Genomic DNA, 21,168 nt, shown 5'->3' with positions numbered 1-21,168 from the left:
GCGACGCGCCCCCGATTCGTACGACTTCGCGGTGTGATGCCCCTGATGCCGGTGTGACGGACGGGGTCCGGAGCCCGGCGATACGAAGGTCGCTCTCACCTGTACGCAGCCGGGCCGAATCCTCATAAGGTGAGAAGCATTGGAAGCCGGTGGTGACGATGGCCGCCGGTGGTCGTGAGGAGGACTGCGGTGAGCGAGACGAGCCCGAAGCTGCGCGCCGAGCTGGAGGGTATCCCCACCTACAAGCCGGGCAAGCCCGCCGCGGCCGGCGGCCCGGTCGCCTACAAGCTGTCCTCCAACGAGAACCCCTATCCGCCGCTGCCCGGGGTGATGGAGAGCGTGACGGCCGCGGCCGCCGCCTTCAACCGCTACCCGGACATGGCGTGCACGGGCCTGATGAACGAGCTCTCCGAGCGCTTCGGCGTCCCGCTCTCCCACCTGTCCACCGGCACCGGCTCCGTCGGCGTCGCCCAGCAGCTGCTCCAGGCCACCTCGGGCCCCGGCGACGAGGTCATCTACGCCTGGCGCTCCTTCGAGGCGTACCCGATCATCACGCAGATCAGCGGCGCGACCTCGGTACGGGTGCCGCTGACCCCCGGTGATGTGCACGACCTGGACGCGATGGCCGACGCCATCACCGAGCGGACCCGGCTGATCTTCGTCTGCAACCCCAACAACCCCACCGGCACGGTCGTGAAGCGGCCCGAGCTGGAGCGGTTCCTGGACCGGGTGCCCGGCGATGTGCTGGTGGTGCTGGACGAGGCCTACCGCGAGTTCATCCGCGACCCCGAGGTGCCGGACGGCGTGGAGATCTACCGGGACCGGCCGAACGTCTGCGTCCTGCGCACCTTCTCCAAGGCGTACGGCCTTGCCGGGCTCCGGGTCGGCTTCGCCATCGCCCACGAGCCGGTCGCGGCGGCCCTGCGCAAGACCGCGGTGCCCTTCGGTGTCAGCCAGCTCGCGCAGGACGCGGCGGTGGCCTCGCTGCGGGCGGAGGACGAACTGCTGGGCCGGGTGGGCTCGCTGGTGTGTGAACGCAACCGCGTGGTCGACGCGCTGCGCGCTCAGGGCTGGACGGTGCCCGAGACCCAGGCGAACTTCGTGTGGCTGCGGCTGGGGGAGCGCACGGCCGACTTCGCGGCGGCGTGCGAGCGGCACGGCGTGGTGGTCCGGCCGTTCGTGGGTGAGGGCGTGCGGGTGACGATCGGCGAGACCGAGGCGAATGACATCTTCCTGAAGGTGACGGAAGGGTTCCGCAAGGAGCTTTAGTCCTGCACCGGCTCCACCCGGACGGGATCCCCGTTCCGCACGGTCGCCAGCAGTCGCGGGTCCCCGTCGAGGCGGCCCAGGACGTTGCACGGGCTCGCGAGGCGGCACTCGTCGCCTCGCGAGATCGGTGTGGGGCCGTAGGGGAGGGCGAGGGCGTCCCCGTCCGTCCAGAAGGCCACCGTGCCCGGCTCGACGACCTGCCGGGCGTCGGTTTCACGTGGAACCGAGACGCCGGTGTCGAAGTAGACCTCCTCGCCCCAGGTGCGGGCGGTGGAGGCGAGCGGCAGGGCCTTCGCGAGGGCCTGGGTGGTCGGGGTGTCGTCGAGCGTCGCGGTGAGGTGTCCCGCGGGCCAGGAGATCCGTATCTGCATGGCAGGCAATTCAACAAGATGTTGAACTTGCTGCCAAGAGAGGGCCCGAACGGCCCAAGAGGGACCCCCCTTCGAGCTTCGATAATCAGTGCGTCATAATTGCTTGTGAATGTGAACGCGTTCACAAGCGTGTCCGGATTGATCCCGCGATGAGCGGGACATCAGGGGCAAACTGCCGCTGTACCGGCGACGTAAGGAGACTGAAGACGTGGACCTGGCTCTGGCGCCGGAGACACTGGCGCGATGGCAGTTCGGCATCACCACCGTCTACCACTTCCTCTTCGTCCCCCTGACGATCTCTCTCGCCGCCCTGACGGCCGGCCTGCAGACCGCCTGGGTGCGCACGGAGAAGGAGAAGTACCTCAGGGCCACCAAGTTCTGGGGCAAGCTCTTTCTGATCAACATCGCGATGGGTGTCGTCACCGGCATCGTGCAGGAGTTCCAGTTCGGCATGAACTGGTCCGACTACTCCCGCTTCGTCGGTGACGTCTTCGGCGCTCCGCTCGCCTTCGAGGCCCTGATCGCCTTCTTCTTCGAGTCCACCTTCATCGGTCTGTGGATCTTCGGCTGGGACAAGCTGCCGAAGAGGATCCACCTCGCCTGCATGTGGATGGTGTCGATCGGGACGATCCTGTCGGCCTACTTCATCCTCGCGGCCAACTCGTGGATGCAGCACCCGGTCGGCTACCGGATCAACGAGGCCAAGGGCCGGGCCGAGCTCACCGATTTCTGGCTGGTTCTGACCCAGAACACCGCGCTGGCCCAGGCCTTCCACACCCTGTCCGCCGCCTTCCTCACCGGTGGCGCGTTCATGGTCGGCATCTCCGCCTTCCACCTGCTGCGCAAGAAGCACATCCGCGAGATGAAGACCTCGCTGCGGCTCGGCCTGGTCACCGTCGCCGTCGGCGGTCTGCTCACCGCGGTCAGCGGTGACGTCCTCGGCAAGATCATGTACGAGCAGCAGCCGATGAAGATGGCCGCCGCCGAGGCCCTGTGGGACGGCGAGGGGCCGGCGCCCTTCTCGGTCTTCGCCTACGGCGACGTCGAAAAGGGCCACAACAAGGTCGCCATAGAGATCCCGGGCCTGCTGTCCTTCCTGGCCAAGGACGACTTCAGCTCCTACGTCCCCGGCATCAACGACGTGCAGAAGGCCGAGGAGGCACAGTTCGGGCCCGGCGACTACCGGCCCAACATCCCCGTCACGTACTGGGGCTTCCGCTGGATGATCGGCTTCGGCATGACGTCGTTCGCCATCGGCCTCGCAGGGCTGTGGCTGACGCGCAAGAAGTTCATGCTGCCGCAGCACCTGCGGGTCGGTGACGACGAGGTGCCGAACCTGGTCCTGTTCCGCAAGAAGGCGCTCGGCCCGAAGCTCACCACGTGGTACTGGCGCATCGCGCTCTGGACCATGGCCTTCCCGCTGATCGCCAACTCCTGGGGCTGGATCTTCACCGAGATGGGCCGCCAGCCGTGGGTCGTCTACGGCGTCCTGCGCACCCGTGACGCGGTCTCCCCCGGGGTCTCCCAGGGCGAGGTGCTCACCTCGATGATCGTCTTCACCACGCTCTACGCGATCCTCGCCGTCGTCGAGGTCAAGCTGCTCGCCAAGTACGTCAAGGCCGGGCCGCCCGAACTCACCGAGGCCGACCTCAACCCGCCCACGAAGATCGGCGGCGACTCGGCGGACGCCGACAAGCCGATGGCCTTCTCGTACTAGGCCGAGGGAGCTGAACAGTCATGGAACTGCACGACGTCTGGTTCGTCCTGATCGCCGTCCTGTGGACCGGCTACTTCTTCCTGGAGGGCTTCGACTTCGGGGTCGGTATCCTCACCAGGCTGCTGGCCCGGAACCGGCCCGAGAAGCGGGTGCTGATCAACACCATCGGCCCGGTCTGGGACGGCAACGAGGTGTGGCTGCTCACCGCGGGCGGCGCGACCTTCGCCGCCTTCCCGGAGTGGTACGCGACCCTCTTCTCCGGCTTCTATCTGCCCCTGCTGATCATCCTGGTCTCCCTGATCGTCCGGGGCGTGGCCTTCGAGTACCGGGCCAAGCGGCCGGAGGAGAACTGGCAGCGCAACTGGGAGACCGCGATCTTCTGGACCTCGCTGGTGCCGGCGTTCCTGTGGGGTGTGGCCTTCGGCAACATCGTGCGGGGCGTGGAGCTCGACAGCGATCACGAGTACGTCGGCAACGTGGCGGACCTGCTCAACCCGTACGCCCTCCTCGGCGGCCTGGTGACGCTGACGCTGTTCACGTTCCACGGCTCGGTGTTCGTGGCGCTGAAGACGGTCGGCGACATCCGGGAGCGGGCGCGCAGGCTGGCCCTCCAGGTCGGTCTCGCCACGGCCGTACTGGCCCTGATCTTCCTGCTGTGGACGCAGGTCGAGAACGGGGACGGGCAGAGCATGGTCGCCCTCGTCGTCGCGGTGATCGCGCTCGTGGCCGCGCTGGCGGCCAATCAGGCCGGGCGTGAGGGCTGGGCGTTCGCGCTGTCCGGTGTCACCATCGTGGCCGCCGTGGCGATGCTGTTCCTCACGCTCTTCCCGAACGTCATGCCCTCCTCGCTCAATGACGAGTGGAGCCTGACGGTCACCAACGCCTCGTCCAGCCCGTACACCCTGAAGATCATGACCTGGTGCGCGGTGATCGCCACGCCGATCGTCATGCTCTACCAGGGCTGGACGTACTGGGTGTTCCGCAAGCGGATCGGTACGCAGCACATCGCCGCCGACGTCACTCACTGAGGTGTGTTTCACGTGAAACCGATCGATCCGCGTCTCCTGCGGTACGCCCGGGCCACCCGGTGGTTCCTGATGGCCGTGGTCGGCCTGGGCGTCCTCGGGGCGCTCCTGGTCGTCGCGCAGGCGATGCTCATCGCCGAAGTGGTGGTGGGGGCCTTCCAGCAGGGACTGTCGGTGAGCGGTCTGACCACTCCCCTGCTCCTGCTGGCCGCCGTGGCGACCGGCCGGGCGGTGGTGGCCTGGCTGACCGAGCTGGCCGCGCACCGGGCGAGCGCGGCGGTGAAGTCGGAGCTGCGGGGGCGGCTGCTGGAGCGGGCCGCCGCCCTCGGACCGGGGTGGCTGGGCGGGCAGCGGACCGGATCGCTGGTCGCCCTCGCCACGCGCGGCGTCGACGCCCTCGACGACTACTTCTCGCGCTATCTGCCGCAGTTGGGGCTCGCGGTGGTGGTGCCGGTGGCGGTGCTCGCGCGGATCGTCACCGAGGACTGGGTCTCGGCGGCCATCATCGTCGGGACCCTGCCCCTCATCCCGGTCTTCATGATGCTGATCGGCTGGGCCACGCAGTCCCGGATGGACCGCCAGTGGCGGCTGCTGTCCCGCCTGTCCGGGCACTTCCTGGACGTCGTCGCGGGGCTGCCGACGCTGAAGGTGTTCGGCCGGGCCAAGGCGCAGGCCGACTCGATTCGCCGGATCACCGGCGAGTACCGGCAGGCGACGATGCGGACGCTGCGCATCGCCTTCCTGTCCTCCTTCGCGCTGGAACTGCTGGCCACGATCTCCGTCGCGCTGGTCGCGGTGACGATCGGCATGCGGCTCGTGCACGGCGAGATGCACCTGTACGACGGTCTCGTCATCCTCGTCCTGGCCCCCGAGGCCTATCTGCCGCTGCGCCAGGTGGGCGCGCAGTACCACGCCGCCGCGGAAGGACTTGCCGCCGCGGAGGAGATCTTCGAAGTACTGCAGACGCCGGTTCCGGCGGCGGGGAGCGCGGCCGTCCCCACGGGCGCCGTGGCGTTCGAGGGAGTCACCGTCCGCTACCCCGGGCGCTCCGGGGACGCGGTGTCGGACGTGTCCTTCGAGGTCGAACCCGGCGAGATCGTGGCGCTGGTCGGGCCGAGCGGGGCGGGCAAGTCGACGCTTCTGAACGTCCTTCTGGGGTTCGTACGGCCGACCGAGGGACGGGTGCGGATCGGGGGAGCCGATCTCGCCTCGGTCGACCTGGAGGCGTGGCGCTCGCGGATCGCGTGGGTGCCGCAGCGCCCGCACCTCTTCGCCGGGACGATCGCCGAGAACGTACGGCTGGCGCGGCCCGACGCGGACGACGCCGCCGTGACGCGGGCGCTGGCGGACGCCGGGGCACTGGAGTTCGTGACCGCGCTGCCCGAGGGCGCGGACACCCTGCTGGGCGAGGACGGCGCCGGGCTCTCCGCGGGCCAGCGGCAACGGCTCGCACTGGCCCGGGCGTTCCTCGCGGACCGGCCCGTGCTGTTGCTCGACGAGCCGACGGCGGCGCTGGACGGGGCCACCGAGGCGGAGGTCGTTGCGGCCGTACGACGGCTGGCGGCCGGGCGGACGGTGCTGCTGGTGGTGCACCGGCCGGCGTTGCTGGGGGTGGCGGACCGGGTGGTGCGGCTGACGGAGGCCGCCGTACCGGCTGCGGTGGCACCCGCCGGCTCCCGGCCGGCCGCGGGGCGCGCCGTCGACGAAGCGGTGGCCGAGACCTCGGCCGCCGAGGTGACACCGGCACAGGCGACGGGCGGCGTGCTCACCCGCGTCCGGGCCATGTCAGGTGCGCGGCGCGGCAGGCTCGCGCTCGCTCTGCTGCTCGCCGCCCTCGCTCTCGGCAGTGCCGTCGGACTGATGGCGACCTCTGGGTGGCTCATCTCACGGGCCTCCCAGCAGCCGCCCGTGCTCTACCTCATGGTCGCCGTGACGGCCACGCGGGCCTTCGGGATCGGGCGGGCCGTGTTCCGCTACGCCGAGCGGCTGGTGTCGCACGACGCCGTGCTGCGGATGCTCGCCGACACCCGGGTCGCCGTCTACCGGCGCCTCGAGCGGCTCGCGCCCGCCGGACTGCGCACGGTGCGGCGCGGCGACCTGCTCTCCCGGCTCGTCGCCGACGTGGACGCGCTGCAGGACTACTGGCTGCGCTGGCTGCTGCCCGCCGGTGCCGCGGCCGCGGTCTCCGCCGCGTCCGTCGGTTTCACGGCCTGGCTCCTCCCCGAGGCCGGCGCGGTCCTCGCCGCCGGACTGCTCGCTGCGGGGGTCGGCGTCCCCCTCCTCACCGGTGCCGTCGCCCGACGCGCCGAGCGCCGGCTGGCCCCCGCCCGGGGCGTGCTGGCGACCCGCGTCACCGATCTGCTCACCGGAACCGCCGAGCTGACCGTCGCCGGTGCCCTGCCCGCCCGTACCGCCGAGGCACGGCGGGCCGACGGGACCCTCACCCGGATCGCCTCGCGCGCCGCCACCGCCACCGCGCTCGGCGACGGACTCACCGCGCTGCTCTCGGGCCTCACCGTCACCGCCACCGCCCTCGTGGGCGCCCAGGCGGTCGCCGACGGACGGTTGAGCGGGGTCGCCATGGCCGTGGTCGTCCTCACCCCCCTCGCCGCCTTCGAGGCCGTCCTCACGCTGCCGCTCGCCGTGCAGTACCGCCAGCGGGTGCGCAGGAGTGCCGAGCGGGTGTACGAGGTGCTGGACGCCCCGGAGCCCGTACGGGAGCCGGAGCGGCCCCGGAAGGCTCCCGCTTCGCCGTTCCCCGTCGTCCTCAAGGGCCTGACCGCCCGTCACGCGGGGCAGGGCCGGGACGCGCTCGCCGGGCTCGACCTGACCCTGGAGGAGGGCCGCCGGACCGCTGTCGTCGGGCCCTCCGGCTCCGGCAAGACCACGCTGGCCCAGGTGCTGCTGCGCTTCCTTGACGCGGGCTCGGGCGCGTACACGCTCGGCGGCGTCGACGCCCGTGCCGTGGCGAGCGACGACGTACGACGGCTGGTGGGGCTGTGCGCGCAGGACGCGCACCTCTTCGACAGCTCGGTGCGCGAGAACCTGCTGCTCGCCAAGAAGGACGCCGACGACGGCGAACTGCGCGACGCCCTCCGGCGCGCCCGGCTGCTGGAGTGGGCCGAGACACTGCCCGACGGGCTGGACACGCTCGTCGGTGAGCACGGGGCCCGGCTCTCCGGCGGGCAGCGGCAGCGGCTCGCGCTGGCCCGTGCCCTGCTCGCAGACTTCCCCGTCCTCGTGCTCGACGAGCCCGCCGAGCATCTCGACCTGCCCACCGCCGACGCCCTCACCGCCGATCTGCTGGCCGCCACCGAGGGCCGTACGACTCTGCTCATCACCCACCGGCTGGCCGGTCTCGAAGCCGTCGACGAGGTGGTCGTGCTGGACGCGGGACGCGTGGTGCAGCGCGGCTCGTACGCGGAGCTGGCAGCGGTGGAGGGGCCGTTGCGGGCGATGGCGGAGCGCGAGGCGGAGGCGGACCGGTTGGTCTCCGTCGCCTGAGCGGCCGCTCGACTTCCGGGGCGAACAGGGCGCTTGACGCTCGGACATTGACCCGTCCGGTCCAACCGTTCCCCCAGCCGTACGACTTGAACAGGCCCGGGCACCCGCGTCCGGGCCACGATCGCTGACATGCGCTCATCTCGCCGTCATCCGCTGCTCGTTCCGGCGCTGCTCTGCGCGCTCGCCGTGCTCGCGGCCCGCCCCACCAACGCCGCCGAATCCGGCGAGGACTACGGGAACCACTCCGGGAGCGACTCAGGGCTCAGCGCCCAGGTCGCGCGGCTGTACGAGGAGGCGGCCGTCGCGACCCAGCAGTACGAGGCCGGGCGCGCGGAGGCCGAGGGACAGCGGGCGCGGGCCCAGCACCTGGAGGGGCTGCTGGACCGACAGCGGCGGGAGATCGGTGCCCTGCACGAGGACCTCGGCAGGATCGCGCGCTCCCAGTACCGGGACGGCGGCGGGATGCCGGTCACCGCGCAGATCATCCTCGCGAACAGCCCCGAGGAGCTGATGCGTGGTCAGCATGTGTTCTCACGGACCAACGTGGCGGTCAACAACGCCATCGAGAAGAGCCGCCGGGCCGAGGCGCGGCTCGCCGCGGACGAGGAGAAGGCCGCGGCGGCCTGGCGGGACCTCGACCGGCGGAACACCGAACTCGCCGCCCTGAAGAAGGACATCGAGGGCAAACTCGAAGAGGCACGCTGGGAGTTGCAGGGCCGCGCGGACGCCTCGGTGGCGGCCGGTTCCTGCCGGGGCGCGGTACGGCTGGACCAGCCGGAGACGCACTTCACCAACCGCTGGGTCGCGCCGCTGGAGACGTACGAGCTGTCCGCTTCCTACGGCAGCGGAGGTGAGCGCTGGGCACGGCGGCACACCGGACAGGACTTCGCGGTGCCGATCGGCACCCCGGTGCGGGCGGTCGGCGAGGGGCGCGTGGCGCGGGTGTCCTGCGGCGGCCCCTTCGGCATCGAGTTGGTGCTGGCGCACGGGGACGGCTACTACACGCAGTACGCCCATCTCGCCGCCGTCGCCGTCGACCAGGGCGAGCGGGTGGCCACGGGCCAGTGGATCGGCCAGTCCGGCACCACCGGCAACTCCACCGGGCCGCACCTGCACTTCGAGGTCCGGGTCACCCCGGAGACGGGCTCGGCGGTGGACCCGTCGGCCTGGCTGGCCGCCCGGGGGGTGCCCCTCGGCTGACCCGAGCGTGCCCCTCGGCCGACGCGAGGCCGGCGGTCAACGCTCGGCGAGCAACCGCTCGATGACGACCGCCACGCCGTCGTCGTTGTTGGCGACCGTCCGCCCGGAGGCCGCGGCGACGACGTCCGGGTGGGCGTTGCCCATCGCGTAGGACCGGCCCGCCCAGGTGAGCATCTCGACGTCGTTCGGCATGTCCCCGAAGGCGACGACCTCCTCGTGCGAGATCCCGCGCTCGGCGCAGCACAGGGCCAGCGTGCTGGCCTTGGAGACGTCGGGACCGCTGATCTCCAGCAGGGCGCTGGGGCTGGAGCGGGTGACGTTGGCGCGGTCGCCGATGGCCAGCCGGGCCAGGGTGAGGAAGGCGTCGGGGTCGATCTCGGGGTGGTAGGCGAGGATCTTGAGCACGGGCTCGTCGGCGTGCGGGGCGTCGTCGGCGAGCAGCCGCTCGGCGGGCGCCAGGCTGTCCGGGACCTCCATGTGCAGCTTCGGATAGTCCGGCTCCTGGTGGAAGCCGTACGTCTGCTCGACCGCGTAGACCGTGCCGGGCGCCGCGTCCCGCAGGCTGCGTACGGCGTCCAGGGCGTTTTGCCGGGCCAGCTTGCGGACCTTCACGAACCGGTGGGCGCCGGGGCCGCCGTGCAGGTCGACCACGGCGGCGCCGTTGCCGCAGATCGCCAGGCCGTGGCCGTGGACGTGGTCGCTGACGACGTCCATCCAGCGGGCGGGCCGACCGGTGACGAAGAAGACCTCGATGCCCGCCTCCTCGGCGGCGGCGAGCGCCGCGACCGTGCGGGGGGAGACCGACTTGTCGTCCCGCAGCAGGGTGCCGTCGAGATCGGTGGCGATCAGCCGGGGCGGAAGGGCGGCGGCCGGGGTCTCGGGCTCTCGAGTCGCTGAGGTCACCGCGCCATTGTCCCGCATATGCCCGCACGGCCGTGCGGCAGTGTGCACATGTGAGAAGGAACGCCCCCGGCCCGCACTCCTGCCCCGCCCCGCTTCCGCCCACGTCGGGGGTCAGTGGAGCTGGGCCGGAGCCTCCATCGCGATCTGCTCGAAGACCTTCTCGTCCGCGGCGAAGTCCGAGTCCGGGATGGGCCAGTGGATCACGATCTCGGTGAAGCCCAGCTCGCGGTGGCGGCCCGCGAAGTCGACGAACGCGTCGAGGGACTCGAGCGGACGGGCCCGGTCGGGGGTGAAGCCGGTGAGCAGGGTCTTGTCCATCGCGGACGCGTCCCGGCCGATCGCGGCACAGGCGTCGGCCAGCTTGTCGATCTGCCCGCGAATGGCCTGAAGCGACTGCTCGGGGGTGCCGTTCTCGTACAGCTTCGGGTCGCCCGTGGTCACCCAGGCCTGCCCGTGCCGGGCGGCGAGGCGCAGTCCGCGCGGACCGGTGGCGGCCACCGCGAACGGCAGCCGGGGCCGCTGGACGCAGCCGGGGATGTTGCGGGCCTCGTGGGCGGAGTAGAAGTCGCCCTCGTAGGAGACGGCGTCCTCAGTGAGCAGCCGGTCCAGGAGCGGCACGAACTCGGCGAACCGGTCGGCCCGCTCGCGCGGCGTCCAGGGGTCCTGGCCGAGGGCGGTGGCGTCGAAACCGGTACCGCCTGCGCCGATACCGAGAGTGACGCGGCCGCCGGAGATGTCGTCGAGCGAGATCAGTTCCTTGGCCAGGGTCACCGGGTGCCGGAAGTTCGGCGAGGTCACCAGAGTGCCGAGGCGCAGCCGGTCGGTGACGGCCGCGGCGGCGGTCAGCGTGGGCACGGCACCGAACCACGGACCGTCCCGGAAGCTGCGCCAGGACAGGTGGTCGTAGGTATAGGCGGTGTGGAAGCCGAGCTGTTCCGCCCGCTGCCATGCCGCACGGCTCCCCTCGTGCCAGCGGCGGTACGGGAGGATCACGGTGCTCAGACGCAGACTCATGGTTCGAGCGTATGCGGCCGACCGTGTTTCACGTGAAACAGTCACTCCCCGTGACCGTGACCCGACGGGAACCGCAGGTACTCGGGCGGCACCGCCCGGGTCAGCCAGACCCCGTTGGCGCTGACCTGGAACACGTGTCCGTCCCGGTGCATGGCCCCGGCGTCGACCGAGAGCACGACGGGACGGCCGCGCCGGGCTCCCACCCGCGTGGCGGTCTCGCGGTCGGCCGACAGGTGCACGTCGTGGCGGTTCATCGGCCGCAGCCCTTCGGCCCGGATCGCGTCCAGCACGGGCGCCACCGTGCCGTGATAGAGGTACGGCGGTGGCGTCGCCGCGGGCAGGCCCAGCTCGACCGCGACGCTGTGGCCCTGGCTCGCCCTGATCCGGGTGCCCTCGACCGCGAAGCGGCGTTTGTCGTTGGTGGCGACCACGTGGTCCAGCTCTTCCCTGGTGAACCGGAACCCGTGGGCCGCCGCCGCGGCGATCAGGGTGTCGATCTCCACCCAGCCGGCCTCGTCGAGCGTCAGGCCGATGCGCTCGGGCTGGTGGCGCAGATGCTTCGAGAGGTACTTGGACACCTTGACCGTGCGGCGGTCGTCCATCGGTCTTTCCTTCATGTCCTCAGCGTGGGGGGAGAGACGCGTATCACGCGAATGATTTTGCCGCCGAGGTTTGTTCCACAGCCAAGTCAGGTTATCCACAGGGGAATTGGCGGTTCTGTGGACAACGAGCTGTGGTTCCGGGGGGTTTCGCGCACCCTCTACACCGGCGGCTTCACCCGCGCGATCCGTCGCAGCACCCCCGGCGCGTACCGGGAGAGCAGATGCGCCCCGCGTGCCTCGGGTGTCACCGGGACGACGGCGGCGTTGGCGACGACGCCCCGCAGGATCGCCTCCGCCACCTTCTCCGGCGGGTAGTTGCGCAGCCCGTACAGCCGGGCCGACTTCTTCTGGCGGCGGGACTCCTCCGCCGCGTCCACTCCCGCGAACCGTGCCGTGGCGGTGATGTTGGTGTTCACGAACCCGGGGCAGATCGCGGTGACGCCGATGCCCTGCTCCGCCAGCTCGGCGCGCAGGCACTCGCTCAGCATCAGCACCGCCGCCTTGGTGGTGCTGTAGGCGGGCAGGGCCCTGGACGGCTGGTAGGCCGCCGCCGACGCCGTGTTGACGATGTGGCCACCCTGGCCCCGGTCCGCCATCTGCCTTCCGAACAGGCGGCAGCCGTGGATGACGCCCCACAGGTTGACGTCCAGGACCTTGCGCCAGTCGTCGGAGGTGGTGTCCAGGAACGAGCCCGACAGGCCTATCCCGGCGTTGTTCACCAGGACGTCCACCACGCCGTACTCGGTGGCGACCTTCTCCGCCAGCTTCTCCATGGCCTGCTCGTCGGAGACGTCGACCGTCTCCGCCCACGCGTCGGGGGCGCCGACCAGACGGGACATCTCCGCCGTACGGGCCGCCGCCTCGCCGTCCCGGTCGACCGCGACCACGCGCGCGCCCGCCTCGGCGAAGGCGTACGCCGTCGCCCGGCCGATGCCGCTGCCCGCACCGGTGATCAGGACCAGCTGGCCCGCGAAGCGTTCCGCGTGGCGGCCCCGCGCGGCCACCGGCTCCTGCCGGCCGCCCTCCACCGACGTGACGAACTCGGTGATCCAGGCCGCCAGCCGGTCGGGCCGGGTACGCGGCACCCAGTGCTTCGCCGGGAGCGTCCGCCGCGTCAACTGCGGCGCCCACTGCTCCAGTTCGTCGTAGAGCCGCTCGGAGAGGAAGAAGTCGTCCTGGGGGGTGATCAGCTGCACCGGCGCGTGCGCGTAGGCGTCCGTGCGCGGGCGGCGCAGCCGCGGCCGTACGTTGTCCCGGTACAGCCAGGCCCCATGGGCCGCGTCCGAGGGGAGGGACGAGGTCGGGTAGGAGCCGGCCGGGGTCTTCTCCATCCGCTGCAGGATGCGCGGCCAGGTCTTCCCCAGCGGTCCCCGCCACGCCAGCTCCGGCAGGACCGGGGTGTGCAGCAGGTAGACGTACCAGGACTTGGCGCCCTGGCCGAGGAGCTGGCCCACCCGGCGCGGGGTCGGGCGCTTCATCCGCTGCTGGATCCAGTGGCCGAAGTGGTCCAGGGACGGCCCCGACATCGAGGTGAAGGAGGCGATCCTGCCCTCCGTGCGCTTGACCGTCACGAACTCCCAGGACTGCACCGAGCCCCAGTCGTGGCCCACCAGGTGCACCGGACGGTCCGGGCTCACCGCGTCCAGGACCGCCAGGAAGTCGTCCGTCAGCTTCTCCAGCGTGAACCCGCCCCGCAGCGGCTGCGGGGCCGTCGAGCCGCCGTGGCCCCGGACGTCGTACAGCACCACATGGAAACGCTCGGCCAGCCGGACGGCGACCTCCGACCAGACCTCCTTGCTGTCCGGATAGCCGTGCACCAGCACCACCGTCGGCAGGCCGGGGTCCCCCAGCTCCGCCAGGCACAGCTCCACCCCGCCGGTGCGCACCCAGCGCTCCCGCGCGCCCTCGACCGTCATCAGCACCCCTCCGCCCAGCGCCGCACGTGCGGCAGATCGTCGTCCAGCCAGAAGGCGCTCTGCTCGGGATCCGCGGAGTCGGTGACGACCAGGATCTCCTCGAACTTCGCGCCCGTACCCCGGAAACCGAGGTGCGGTTCGACCGCCCACAGCCCCGGCCGCGGCGGATGGTCGGAGAAGCGGTACGGCGACCACAGCGGCGACCAGCCCTCACGGTGCCCGTGCACCGCGTCGGCGGCCAGGCCTTTCAAGGACTGCGTGCCGAACCCGAACAGCCGCGGGGACCAGCGGCGCTCGCGCACCCGGTCCACCTTGTGGGCGATCACGCCGAAGGGATACGCGCGATGCCGGTTGGCATAGCCCTGGCGGACCATCAGCCGGTCCACGTCCTCGTAGATCTCGCGCAGCGACCGGCGCTCGCGCACCTCGCGCAGGATCAGCTCGCGATGCGCCTGGAGGTCGTCCATCAGCTTGTTCTGCACCTGGTTGACGCCGAGCGAACCCGAGTAGCCGATATCGGCGGTGAAGCCCTCGTACACCGGGGCCATGTCCAGGATGAACGGCATCCCCGGCTCGAGGCGGCGGTTCGTGGGGAAGAACTGCAGCGGGACCCGGAAGTTCGCGAAGGCCGTGCGGTCGCCGAACCAGGCGAACGGGAGGTGGAACCAGTCCCGCACCCCGCGCTCGCGCAGCCACTCCCGCTGCATCCGGGCCGCCTCACGCTCCGTCACACCCGGTTGCAGCTGCGCCGCCACGGCCTCCGCGCACTCGTAGGCAAGACGCTGCACCTTTCGGAAACCCTGCAGCTCCGTCGAGCGTTCACTGGTCACAGACGTCGCCATGGCACCCCGTCCCACCGGTTGCGGTACGCGCTCGTAACTTGACACCGGAAATCTCGCAGTTGTTAGAAGCAGCGTCAATAGGGAGGTCTCAAGTGACACCTCAGGGGGACCCCTAAGGACCCGTACGACTCCAGAGGGACCCCAAGACGGCTCTACGGTCTGACGACCGGCGTGAAACGCGTCACTACCGTCGATGACGTGACTGTGATCGCGACCGAAAGCCTGAGCAAGCGGTTCCCCCGGGTGACCGCGCTTGACCGGCTCTCCGTGGACGTCGGGCCCGGTGTGACCGGACTCGTCGGAGCCAATGGAGCCGGCAAGTCCACACTGATCAAGATCCTGCTGGGTCTGTCCCCCGCCACCGAGGGCCGCGCCGAGGTGCTCGGCCTCGACGTCGCCACCAAGGGCGCCGCCATCCGTGAGCGGGTCGGGTACATGCCGGAGCACGACTGTCTGCCGCCGGACGTCTCGGCCACCGAGTTCGTCGTCCACATGGCGCGCATGTCAGGGCTGCCCCCGACCGCCGCCCGCGAGCGCACCGCGGACACCTTGCGCCATGTCGGCCTGTACGAGGAGCGCTACCGTCCCATCGGCGGCTACTCCACCGGCATGAAGCAGCGCGTGAAGCTTGCCCAGGCCCTCGTCCACGACCCGGACCTGGTGTTCCTCGACGAGCCAACCAACGGTCTCGACCCCGTCGGCCGCGACGAGATGCTCGGTCTGATCCGCCGGATCCACACCGACTTCGGCATCTCGGTGCTGGTCACCTCCCATCTGCTGGGCGAGTTGGAGCGGACCTGCGACCACGTCGTCGTCGTGGACGGCGGCAAGCTGCTGCGCTCCAGCTCCACCACCGACTTCACCCAGACCACCACCACCCTCGCCATCGAGGTCACCGACACCGACGAGCACCCCGACGGCACCCGCGCGGTGCGCGAGGCGCTCCACACGCGCGGCGTCGAGGTCCAGGACGGCAGCGGACTGCCCGGCGCCGGCCACGTCCTGCTGCTGACCGCGCAGGGCGAGGAGACCTACGACCTGGTCCGGGACGTCATCGCGGACCTCGGCCTCGGCCTGGTGCGCATGGAACAGCGCCGGCACCACATCGCGGAGGTCTTCTCCGGCGGGGCCGAGCAGCAGCGGGACGAGCAGCAGAAGGAGGCGGCCGTCCATGGCTCTTGAGCACCCCGTGGCCACCCCCGCGGGCGACCAGACCCGCATCCACGACATCGGCTACCGCAACTACGACGGCCCCCGCCTCGGCCGGAGCTACGCCACCCGCTCGCTCTACTCGCAGTCCCTGCGCGGCGCCTACGGCCTCGGCCGTTCGGTGAAGTCCAAGGTGCTGCCGATGCTGCTGTTCGTGGTGATGTGCGTGCCCGCGGCCATCATGGTCGCGGTGGCGGTCGCCACCAAGGCCAACGACCTGCCGGTCGACTACACCCGCTACGCCATCGTCATGCAGGCGGTCATCAGCCTGTACGTCGCCTCCCAGGCCCCCCAGTCGGTCTCCCGCGACCTGCGCTTCAAGACCGTGCCGCTGTACTTCTCGCGGCCGATCGAGACCGCGGACTACGTCCGGGCGAAGTTCGCTGCCCTTGCCTCGGCGATGTTCATCCTCACCGCCGCCCCGCTGCTCGTCCTCTACGTGGGCGCGCTGCTGGCCAAGCTCGACTTCACCGACCAGACCAAGGGATTCGCCCAGGGACTCGTGTCCGTCGCACTGCTCTCACTGCTCTTCGCCGGCCTCGGCCTGGTCATCGCGTCGGTCACCCCGCGCCGCGGCTTCGGCATCGCCGCCGTGATCGCCGTACTGACCATCTCCTACGGCGCCGTCTCCACCCTCCAGGCCATCGCCGACGCCCAGGGCAGCTTCGACGCCATCGCCTGGATCGGCCTGTTCTCGCCGATCACGCTGATCGACGGGGTGCAGTCCGCCTTCCTCGGCGCCTCCTCCGCCTTCCCCGGCGGCATCGGCCCGAACAACGGCGAAGGCGCGGTCTACGTCCTCGTCACGCTCGGCCTGATCGCCGCGAGCTACGGCCTCCTGATGCGCCGCTACAAGAAGGTGGGACTGTGACCACGCTCCAGATCGACCACGTCTCCCGCTGGTTCGGCAACGTGGTCGCCGTCAACGACATCACCATGACCATCGGCCCCGGCGTCACCGGCCTGCTCGGTCCCAACGGCGCCGGAAAGTCCACCCTCATCAACATGATGGGCGGCTTCCTGGCCCCCTCCAACGGCACCGTCACCCTCGACGGCGTGCAGGTGTGGCGCAACGAGTCCATCTACCGGCACATCGGCATCGTCCCCGAGCGCGAGGCGATGTACGACTTCCTCACCGGCCGCGAGTTCGTCGTCGCCAACGCCGAGTTGCACGGCCTGGGCGCCAAGGCCGCGCAGAAGGCCCTGGCCACGGTCGAGATGGAGTACGCCCAGGACCGCAAGATCCAGACGTACTCCAAGGGCATGCGCCAGCGCGTGAAGATGGCGAGCGCGCTCGTCCACGACCCCTCGCTGCTCCTGCTCGACGAGCCCTTCAACGGCATGGACCCGCGCCAGCGCATGCAGCTGATGGACCTGCTGCGGAAGATGGGCGACGAGGGCCGCACGGTCCTGTTCTCGTCCCACATCCTGGAAGAGGTCGAACAGCTCGCCTGGCACATCGAGGTCGTCGTCGCCGGACGGCACGCGGCCAGCGGCGACTTCCGCAAGATCCGCCGTCTGATGACCGACCGGCCGCACCGCTACCTGGTGCGCTCCAGCGACGACCGCGCCCTCGCGGCCGCGCTGATCTCCGACGCGTCGACGTCCGGCATCGAGGTCGACCTGGCGGAGGGCGCGCTGCGCATCCAGGCCGTCGACTTCGCCCGCTTCACGGCGTTGCTGCCCCGGGTGGCCAGGGACCACGGCATCCGGCTGCACACGGTCTCGCCGTCCGACGAGTCCCTCGAATCCGTGTTCTCGTATCTGGTCGCGGCGTAGGAGGCCGAAGATGTACGACCCCACAGTCGCCCGGCTCACCTATCGAGCCCTGCTCGGCCGCCGCCGGGCCCTCATTCTCGGCGCCCTGCCGATGCTGCTGATCGTGATCTCGGTGATCGTGCGGGCCCTCGCGGGCGCGGACGACCAGACGGCGTCCGACCTGCTCGGCGGGCTCGCGCTGGCCACCATGGTGCCGATCATCGGCGTCATCGCGGGCACCGGGGCGATCGGCCCCGAGATCGACGACGGCTCGGTGGTGTATCTGCTCTCCAAGCCGATCAAACGCCCGACGATCATCTTCACCAAGCTGATCGTGGCCATCGCGGTGACCATGGTGTTCTCCGCGGTGCCGACGCTGATCTCCGGGTTCATTCTCAACGGCAACGGCCAGCAGATCGCCGTCGCCTACACGGTGGCCGCGCTGGTCGCCTCCATCGCCTACGCGGCCCTCTTCCTGCTCCTCGGCACGGTGTCGCGGCACGCGGTGGTCTTCGGGCTCGTCTACGCCCTGGTCTGGGAGGCCCTGTTCGGCTCCCTGGTCTCGGGGGCGCGCACCCTGAGCGTCCAGCAGTGGTCGCTGGCGGTGGCGCACGAGGTGACCGGCGGCGACCTGGTGACCTCGGACGTGGGCATCGGCACGGCCACGGTCCTGCTGGTCGTGGTGACCGTCCTCGCCACCTGGTACGCGGGACAGAAGCTGCGGTCGCTGACGCTGGCGGGCGAGGAGTAGAGGCGGCGCGCGTGGGCGGCGCGCGTGGACGCGGAGCTTATTGACGGGGGCCTCACGCGCGGCGGAGCAGACTGGGCGGACGGGGACGCGGGACCGGCTGGACCGGGAGGACGGCATGGCAGACGACTGGGACGACGAGCTCGTCCTGGACGAGGACTTCATACGGTCCGCCGAGACGGCCGAGCCGTCCGCCCGGGCCCGGATGCTCGCCGCGCGCTGGCGCGAGGAGGCTCCCGAGCCGCAGCCCTGGCGCTCCGACGAGCCGCCGGCCGGCTGGTTCTTCAGCAAGGGGCGCCGCCGGAAGTGGCGGCGGCGGTAGGAGGGATTTATTCGGTGGCGTCCAACTCGGCCTACAGGCACGATGGTCGTGTCCAGGACGCCGGGGATCGTATCGGCGCCACCGACGGGGAGAGGAGCGGGGCGATGTCCATGCACGACAGTACGTCCAGCTCCCGACAGGGCAGTCCGCGGCGGACTCCGGTGTAGTTACCCCACCGTCGAGTCCACCCCGCGAACCAACTGCCCGGGGCGGCCGCTTCGAGCACGCGAATCCCACTTCGCGTGAGGCCGCCCACCCGGAGGATTGGCCGAGTGGTAAGGCACCGGCTTGCTAAGCCGTGGTCGGGGGAAACCCCGCGCACGTTCGATCCGTGCATCCTCCGCGAGACGTTGTCACTGGGACCGAGCCGCCCTGGAGAATGGGCATGCGAGGTCGTGCGCGACTGCCGGTCATCCGTGGCTGGTCGCGCCGTTCCCCGCGCCCCTGGGTGGGTACGGCTCAGCCGAGCAGACGCTCCAGGACGACAGCGATTCCGTCCTCGTCGTGGGACGACGTCACCTCGTCCGCCACGGCCTTCAGTTCGGCATGGGCGTTGGCCATGGCCACCCCGTACGAAGCCCAGCCGAACATCGGCACGTCGTTCGGCATGTCGCCGAAGGCGATCGTGTCGGCGGCTTTCAGGCCCAGGCGGCGGGCCGCGATGGACAGCCCCGTCGCCTTGGACAGGCCCAGCGGGAGCAGTTCCACGATGCCCGCGCCCGCCATCGCCACCGTGACGAAGCCGCCCGCCGACCTGCGGGCCGCCTCGGCCAGTTCGTCGTCCGTCAGCTCCGGGTGCTGTATGTAGATCTTGTTCAGCGGGGCCGACCACAGATCCGCCGCGTCCGTGAACGGCGTCGAGGGGAGCTGCCCGGTGACCGCGTAGCCCGGGCCGACCAGCACCTCGCCCTCCAGCCCGTCCCGGCTCGCCGCCAGGTACAGCGGGCCGACCTCCGCCTCGATCTTCGCCAGCGCCACCCCGGCCAGTTGCCGGTCGAGCGTCACCGACGTCAGCAGGCGGTGCTCACCCGCGTCGTACACCTGCGCGCCCTGCCCGCACACCGCCAGACCCCGGTAGCCGAGGTCGTCGAGGATGTGCCGGGTCCAGGGCACCGCGCGGCCGGTGACCACGATGTGCGCGGCACCGGCCTCGGTCGCCGCGGCGAGAGCGTCACGGGTGCGCCGCGAGACCGTGTCGTCGGACCGCAGGAGCGTTCCGTCGAGGTCGGTCGCGACGAGCCGGTAGGGGAAGGCGGTGGTCACTTCGCCACCGGCTCCAGGACCTCCCGGCCGCCGAGGTAGGGACGGAGCACCTCGGGCACCCGCACCGAACCGTCGGCCAGCTGGTGGTTCTCCAGGATCGCCACGATCGTCCGCGGCACCGCGCACAGCGTGCCGTTGAGCGTCGCCAGCGGCTGTACCTTCTTGCCCTCGCGCATCCGGACGGACAGGCGCCGGGCCTGGAAGCTGTCGCAGTTGGAGGCCGAGGTCAGCTCGCGGTACTTGCCCTGGGTCGGGATCCACGCCTCGCAGTCGTACTTACGGGAGGCGGAGGCACCGAGGTCGCCCGAGGCCACGTCGATGACCTGGAAGGGCAGTTCGAGGCCGGTGAGCCACTGCTTCTCCCAGTCCAGGAGCCGTTTGTGCTCGTTCTCCGCGTCCTCCGGGTGGACGTAGGAGAACATCTCGACCTTGTCGAACTGGTGCACCCGGAAGATGCCGCGGGTGTCCTTGCCGTAGGTGCCGGCCTCGCGGCGGAAGCAGGGCGAGAACCCGGCGTACCGCAGCGGCAGCTGGTCGGCGTCGACGATCTCGTCCATGTGATAGGCGGCGAGCGGGACCTCGGAGGTGCCGACCAGGTAGTAGTCGTCCTTCTCCAGGTGGTACACGTTCTCCGCGGCCTGGCCGAGGAAGCCGGTGCCCTCCATGGCGCGCGGGCGGACCAGCGCCGGGGTCAGCATCGGGATGAAGCCGGCCTCGGTGGCCTGCGCGATGGCGGCGTTGACCAGGGCCAGCTCCAGCAGGGCGCCGACACCGGTGAGGTAGTAGAAGCGCGAGCCGGAGACCTTCGCGCCGCGCTCGACGTCGATGGCGCCCAGCGCCTCGCCGAGCTCCAGGTGGTCCTTGGGCTCGAAGCCCTCGGCGCCGAAGTCACGAATGGTGCCGTGCGTCTCCAGCACGACGAAGTCCTCCTCGCCGCCGACGGGCACGTCGGGGTGGACGAGGTTGCCGAGCTGGAGGGCGAGACGCTTGGTCTCCTCGTCGGCCTCGTTCTGCGCGGCCTCGGCGGCCTTCACGTCCGTCTTCAGCTGCTCCGCCTTCTGCAGCAGCTCGGCGCGCTCCTCGGGCGTGGCCTTGGGGATGAGCTTGCCGAGGCTCTTCTGCTCGGAGCGCAGCTCGTCGAAGCGGACGCCGGACGACCTGCGCCGCTCGTCGGCAGACAGGAGAGCGTCGACGAGCGCGACGTCCTCTCCACGGGCACGCTGGGAGGCGCGCACACGGTCGGGGTCCTCACGGAGCAGGCGAAGGTCAATCACGCGCTCAAGGCTACCGGGGCGGAGTCCCCGCTCACGACTCGCATTTCCGGGGCGACCCGAACTGTGGGCATACGTTCCTTTGTAGGGGATTTGCCCACCGTGTCAATAAAAGGCGTCTCACTCCCTGGGACGGGGTAAGCGGCGGGCGCCGCGTTGACCGGATTTCCTTGTGGAGAACGGGACTTGGGGTCTCGTCATCCACAGCCGTCCACACCCTCCGAAGAGTTATCC

18 protein-coding genes and 1 tRNA gene are annotated in these 21,168 nt (G+C 70.8%); 11 read left to right on the top strand and 8 right to left on the bottom strand.

Annotated elements, in window-relative coordinates; translation table 11 throughout:
• Positions 1–189: 189 nt before the first annotated feature.
• Entirely contained in the window at positions 190–1,269 is a 1,080-nt protein-coding gene (gene hisC / locus ACWDRW_RS00835; RefSeq protein WP_451718087.1) for a histidinol-phosphate transaminase, read from the top strand.
• Here the strand turns inward: hisC and ACWDRW_RS00830 are convergent.
• Positions 1,266–1,640, bottom strand: coding sequence for a cyclophilin-like fold protein (locus ACWDRW_RS00830; protein WP_451718084.1), 375 nt, complete (start codon positions 1,638–1,640; stop codon positions 1,266–1,268). The genes hisC and ACWDRW_RS00830 overlap by 4 nt on opposite strands.
• A 208-nt stretch (positions 1,641–1,848) precedes the next feature.
• Here ACWDRW_RS00830 and ACWDRW_RS00825 point away from each other — a divergent pair, with 208 nt between their 5' ends.
• From ACWDRW_RS00825 to ACWDRW_RS00810, 4 genes are all read left to right on the top strand, one after another.
• A complete protein-coding gene (locus ACWDRW_RS00825; protein WP_451718081.1) occupies positions 1,849–3,357 on the top strand; it encodes a cytochrome ubiquinol oxidase subunit I in 1,509 nt (502 codons plus the stop codon).
• A 20-nt stretch (positions 3,358–3,377) separates the two neighbouring features.
• Complete coding sequence (gene cydB, locus ACWDRW_RS00820) at positions 3,378–4,385, top strand: cytochrome d ubiquinol oxidase subunit II (RefSeq protein WP_451718078.1); 1,008 nt, start codon at positions 3,378–3,380, stop codon at positions 4,383–4,385.
• Positions 4,386–4,397: 12 nt separating this feature from the next.
• Positions 4,398–7,886 (top strand): thiol reductant ABC exporter subunit CydD, encoded by a 3,489-nt coding sequence (cydD, locus tag ACWDRW_RS00815; protein ID WP_451718076.1) that lies wholly within the window; start codon positions 4,398–4,400, stop codon positions 7,884–7,886.
• A gap of 129 nt (positions 7,887–8,015) precedes the next feature.
• Complete coding sequence (locus tag ACWDRW_RS00810; protein ID WP_451718073.1) at positions 8,016–9,086, top strand: M23 family metallopeptidase; 1,071 nt, start codon at positions 8,016–8,018, stop codon at positions 9,084–9,086.
• Positions 9,087–9,122: 36 nt separating this feature from the next.
• Here the strand turns inward: ACWDRW_RS00810 and ACWDRW_RS00805 are convergent, their stop codons facing one another.
• The 5 genes from ACWDRW_RS00805 to ACWDRW_RS00785 form a co-directional block, all read right to left on the bottom strand.
• Positions 9,123–10,007, bottom strand: coding sequence for an HAD-IIB family hydrolase (locus ACWDRW_RS00805; RefSeq protein WP_451718070.1), 885 nt, complete (start codon positions 10,005–10,007; stop codon positions 9,123–9,125).
• Between the two features lie 93 nt (positions 10,008–10,100).
• Positions 10,101–11,003 (bottom strand): LLM class flavin-dependent oxidoreductase, encoded by a 903-nt coding sequence (locus tag ACWDRW_RS00800; protein WP_451718067.1) that lies wholly within the window; start codon positions 11,001–11,003, stop codon positions 10,101–10,103.
• A gap of 41 nt (positions 11,004–11,044) precedes the next feature.
• On the bottom strand, positions 11,045–11,605 hold the full coding sequence (locus tag ACWDRW_RS00795; RefSeq protein ID WP_451718665.1) for an RNA 2'-phosphotransferase: 561 nt from the start codon (positions 11,603–11,605) through the stop codon (positions 11,045–11,047).
• A 158-nt stretch (positions 11,606–11,763) separates the two neighbouring features.
• The gene (locus tag ACWDRW_RS00790; RefSeq protein ID WP_451718064.1) at positions 11,764–13,521 is read right to left on the bottom strand and encodes an SDR family oxidoreductase; all 1,758 of its coding nucleotides are present in this window, start codon (positions 13,519–13,521) and stop codon (positions 11,764–11,766) included.
• The gene (locus ACWDRW_RS00785; RefSeq protein ID WP_451718062.1) at positions 13,521–14,363 is read right to left on the bottom strand and encodes a M24 family metallopeptidase; all 843 of its coding nucleotides are present in this window, start codon (positions 14,361–14,363) and stop codon (positions 13,521–13,523) included. The genes ACWDRW_RS00790 and ACWDRW_RS00785 overlap by 1 nt, the downstream gene beginning before the upstream one ends.
• 204 nt (positions 14,364–14,567) lie before the next feature.
• On the opposite strand from ACWDRW_RS00785, the gene ACWDRW_RS00780 reads away from it, so the two are divergent.
• The 6 genes from ACWDRW_RS00780 (at position 14,568) to ACWDRW_RS00755 (ending at position 18,743) form a co-directional block, all read left to right on the top strand.
• The gene (locus ACWDRW_RS00780; protein ID WP_451718662.1) at positions 14,568–15,545 is read left to right on the top strand and encodes an ATP-binding cassette domain-containing protein; all 978 of its coding nucleotides are present in this window, start codon (positions 14,568–14,570) and stop codon (positions 15,543–15,545) included.
• On the top strand, positions 15,535–16,443 hold the full coding sequence (locus ACWDRW_RS00775; protein ID WP_451718059.1) for an ABC transporter permease: 909 nt from the start codon (positions 15,535–15,537) through the stop codon (positions 16,441–16,443). The genes ACWDRW_RS00780 and ACWDRW_RS00775 overlap by 11 nt, the downstream gene beginning before the upstream one ends.
• Positions 16,440–17,351, top strand: a complete 912-nt coding sequence (locus ACWDRW_RS00770) for an ABC transporter ATP-binding protein (protein WP_451718056.1) — start codon at positions 16,440–16,442, stop codon at positions 17,349–17,351. The genes ACWDRW_RS00775 and ACWDRW_RS00770 overlap by 4 nt, the downstream gene beginning before the upstream one ends.
• Before the next feature lie 10 nt (positions 17,352–17,361).
• Complete coding sequence (locus ACWDRW_RS00765; RefSeq protein WP_451718053.1) at positions 17,362–18,081, top strand: ABC transporter permease; 720 nt, start codon at positions 17,362–17,364, stop codon at positions 18,079–18,081.
• Positions 18,082–18,178: 97 nt separating this feature from the next.
• The gene (locus ACWDRW_RS00760; protein WP_451718659.1) at positions 18,179–18,400 is read left to right on the top strand and encodes an SGM_3592 family protein; all 222 of its coding nucleotides are present in this window, start codon (positions 18,179–18,181) and stop codon (positions 18,398–18,400) included.
• Positions 18,401–18,658: 258 nt separating this feature from the next.
• Positions 18,659–18,743 (top strand) — tRNA-Ser (locus ACWDRW_RS00755).
• A gap of 116 nt (positions 18,744–18,859) precedes the next feature.
• Here ACWDRW_RS00755 and ACWDRW_RS00750 read toward each other — a convergent pair.
• Together ACWDRW_RS00750 and serS are read right to left on the bottom strand one after the other, a co-directional pair.
• The gene (locus ACWDRW_RS00750; protein WP_451718050.1) at positions 18,860–19,663 is read right to left on the bottom strand and encodes an HAD family hydrolase; all 804 of its coding nucleotides are present in this window, start codon (positions 19,661–19,663) and stop codon (positions 18,860–18,862) included.
• A complete protein-coding gene (gene serS, locus ACWDRW_RS00745) occupies positions 19,660–20,937 on the bottom strand; it encodes a serine--tRNA ligase (RefSeq protein WP_451718048.1) in 1,278 nt (425 codons plus the stop codon). Before serS ends, ACWDRW_RS00750 begins: the two co-directional genes overlap by 4 nt.
• Between the last annotated feature and the right edge of the window lie 231 nt (positions 20,938–21,168).

This window comes from Streptomyces sp. NPDC003635 (genome assembly GCF_053587635.1).
The sequence above is the reverse complement of the archived record's forward strand: the minus strand, read 5'-3'. Positions and strand labels throughout refer to the sequence as shown.

Excerpts from the sequence above, each read along its gene's own strand:
- ACWDRW_RS00775 (WP_451718059.1), top strand. The coding sequence starts at position 15,535 with ATGGCTCTTGAGCACCCCGTGGCCACCCCCGCGGGCGACCAGACCCGC.
- ACWDRW_RS00800 (WP_451718067.1), bottom strand. The coding sequence starts at position 11,003 with ATGAGTCTGCGTCTGAGCACCGTGATCCTCCCGTACCGCCGCTGGCAC.
- ACWDRW_RS00785 (WP_451718062.1), bottom strand. The coding sequence starts at position 14,363 with ATGGCGACGTCTGTGACCAGTGAACGCTCGACGGAGCTGCAGGGTTTC.
- cydB (WP_451718078.1), top strand. The coding sequence starts at position 3,378 with ATGGAACTGCACGACGTCTGGTTCGTCCTGATCGCCGTCCTGTGGACC.
- ACWDRW_RS00790 (WP_451718064.1), bottom strand. The coding sequence starts at position 13,521 with ATGACGGTCGAGGGCGCGCGGGAGCGCTGGGTGCGCACCGGCGGGGTG.
- ACWDRW_RS00795 (WP_451718665.1), bottom strand. The coding sequence starts at position 11,605 with ATGGACGACCGCCGCACGGTCAAGGTGTCCAAGTACCTCTCGAAGCAT.
- ACWDRW_RS00830 (WP_451718084.1), bottom strand. The coding sequence starts at position 1,640 with ATGCAGATACGGATCTCCTGGCCCGCGGGACACCTCACCGCGACGCTC.
- ACWDRW_RS00810 (WP_451718073.1), top strand. The coding sequence starts at position 8,016 with ATGCGCTCATCTCGCCGTCATCCGCTGCTCGTTCCGGCGCTGCTCTGC.
- ACWDRW_RS00805 (WP_451718070.1), bottom strand. The coding sequence starts at position 10,007 with ATGCGGGACAATGGCGCGGTGACCTCAGCGACTCGAGAGCCCGAGACC.
- ACWDRW_RS00765 (WP_451718053.1), top strand. The coding sequence starts at position 17,362 with ATGTACGACCCCACAGTCGCCCGGCTCACCTATCGAGCCCTGCTCGGC.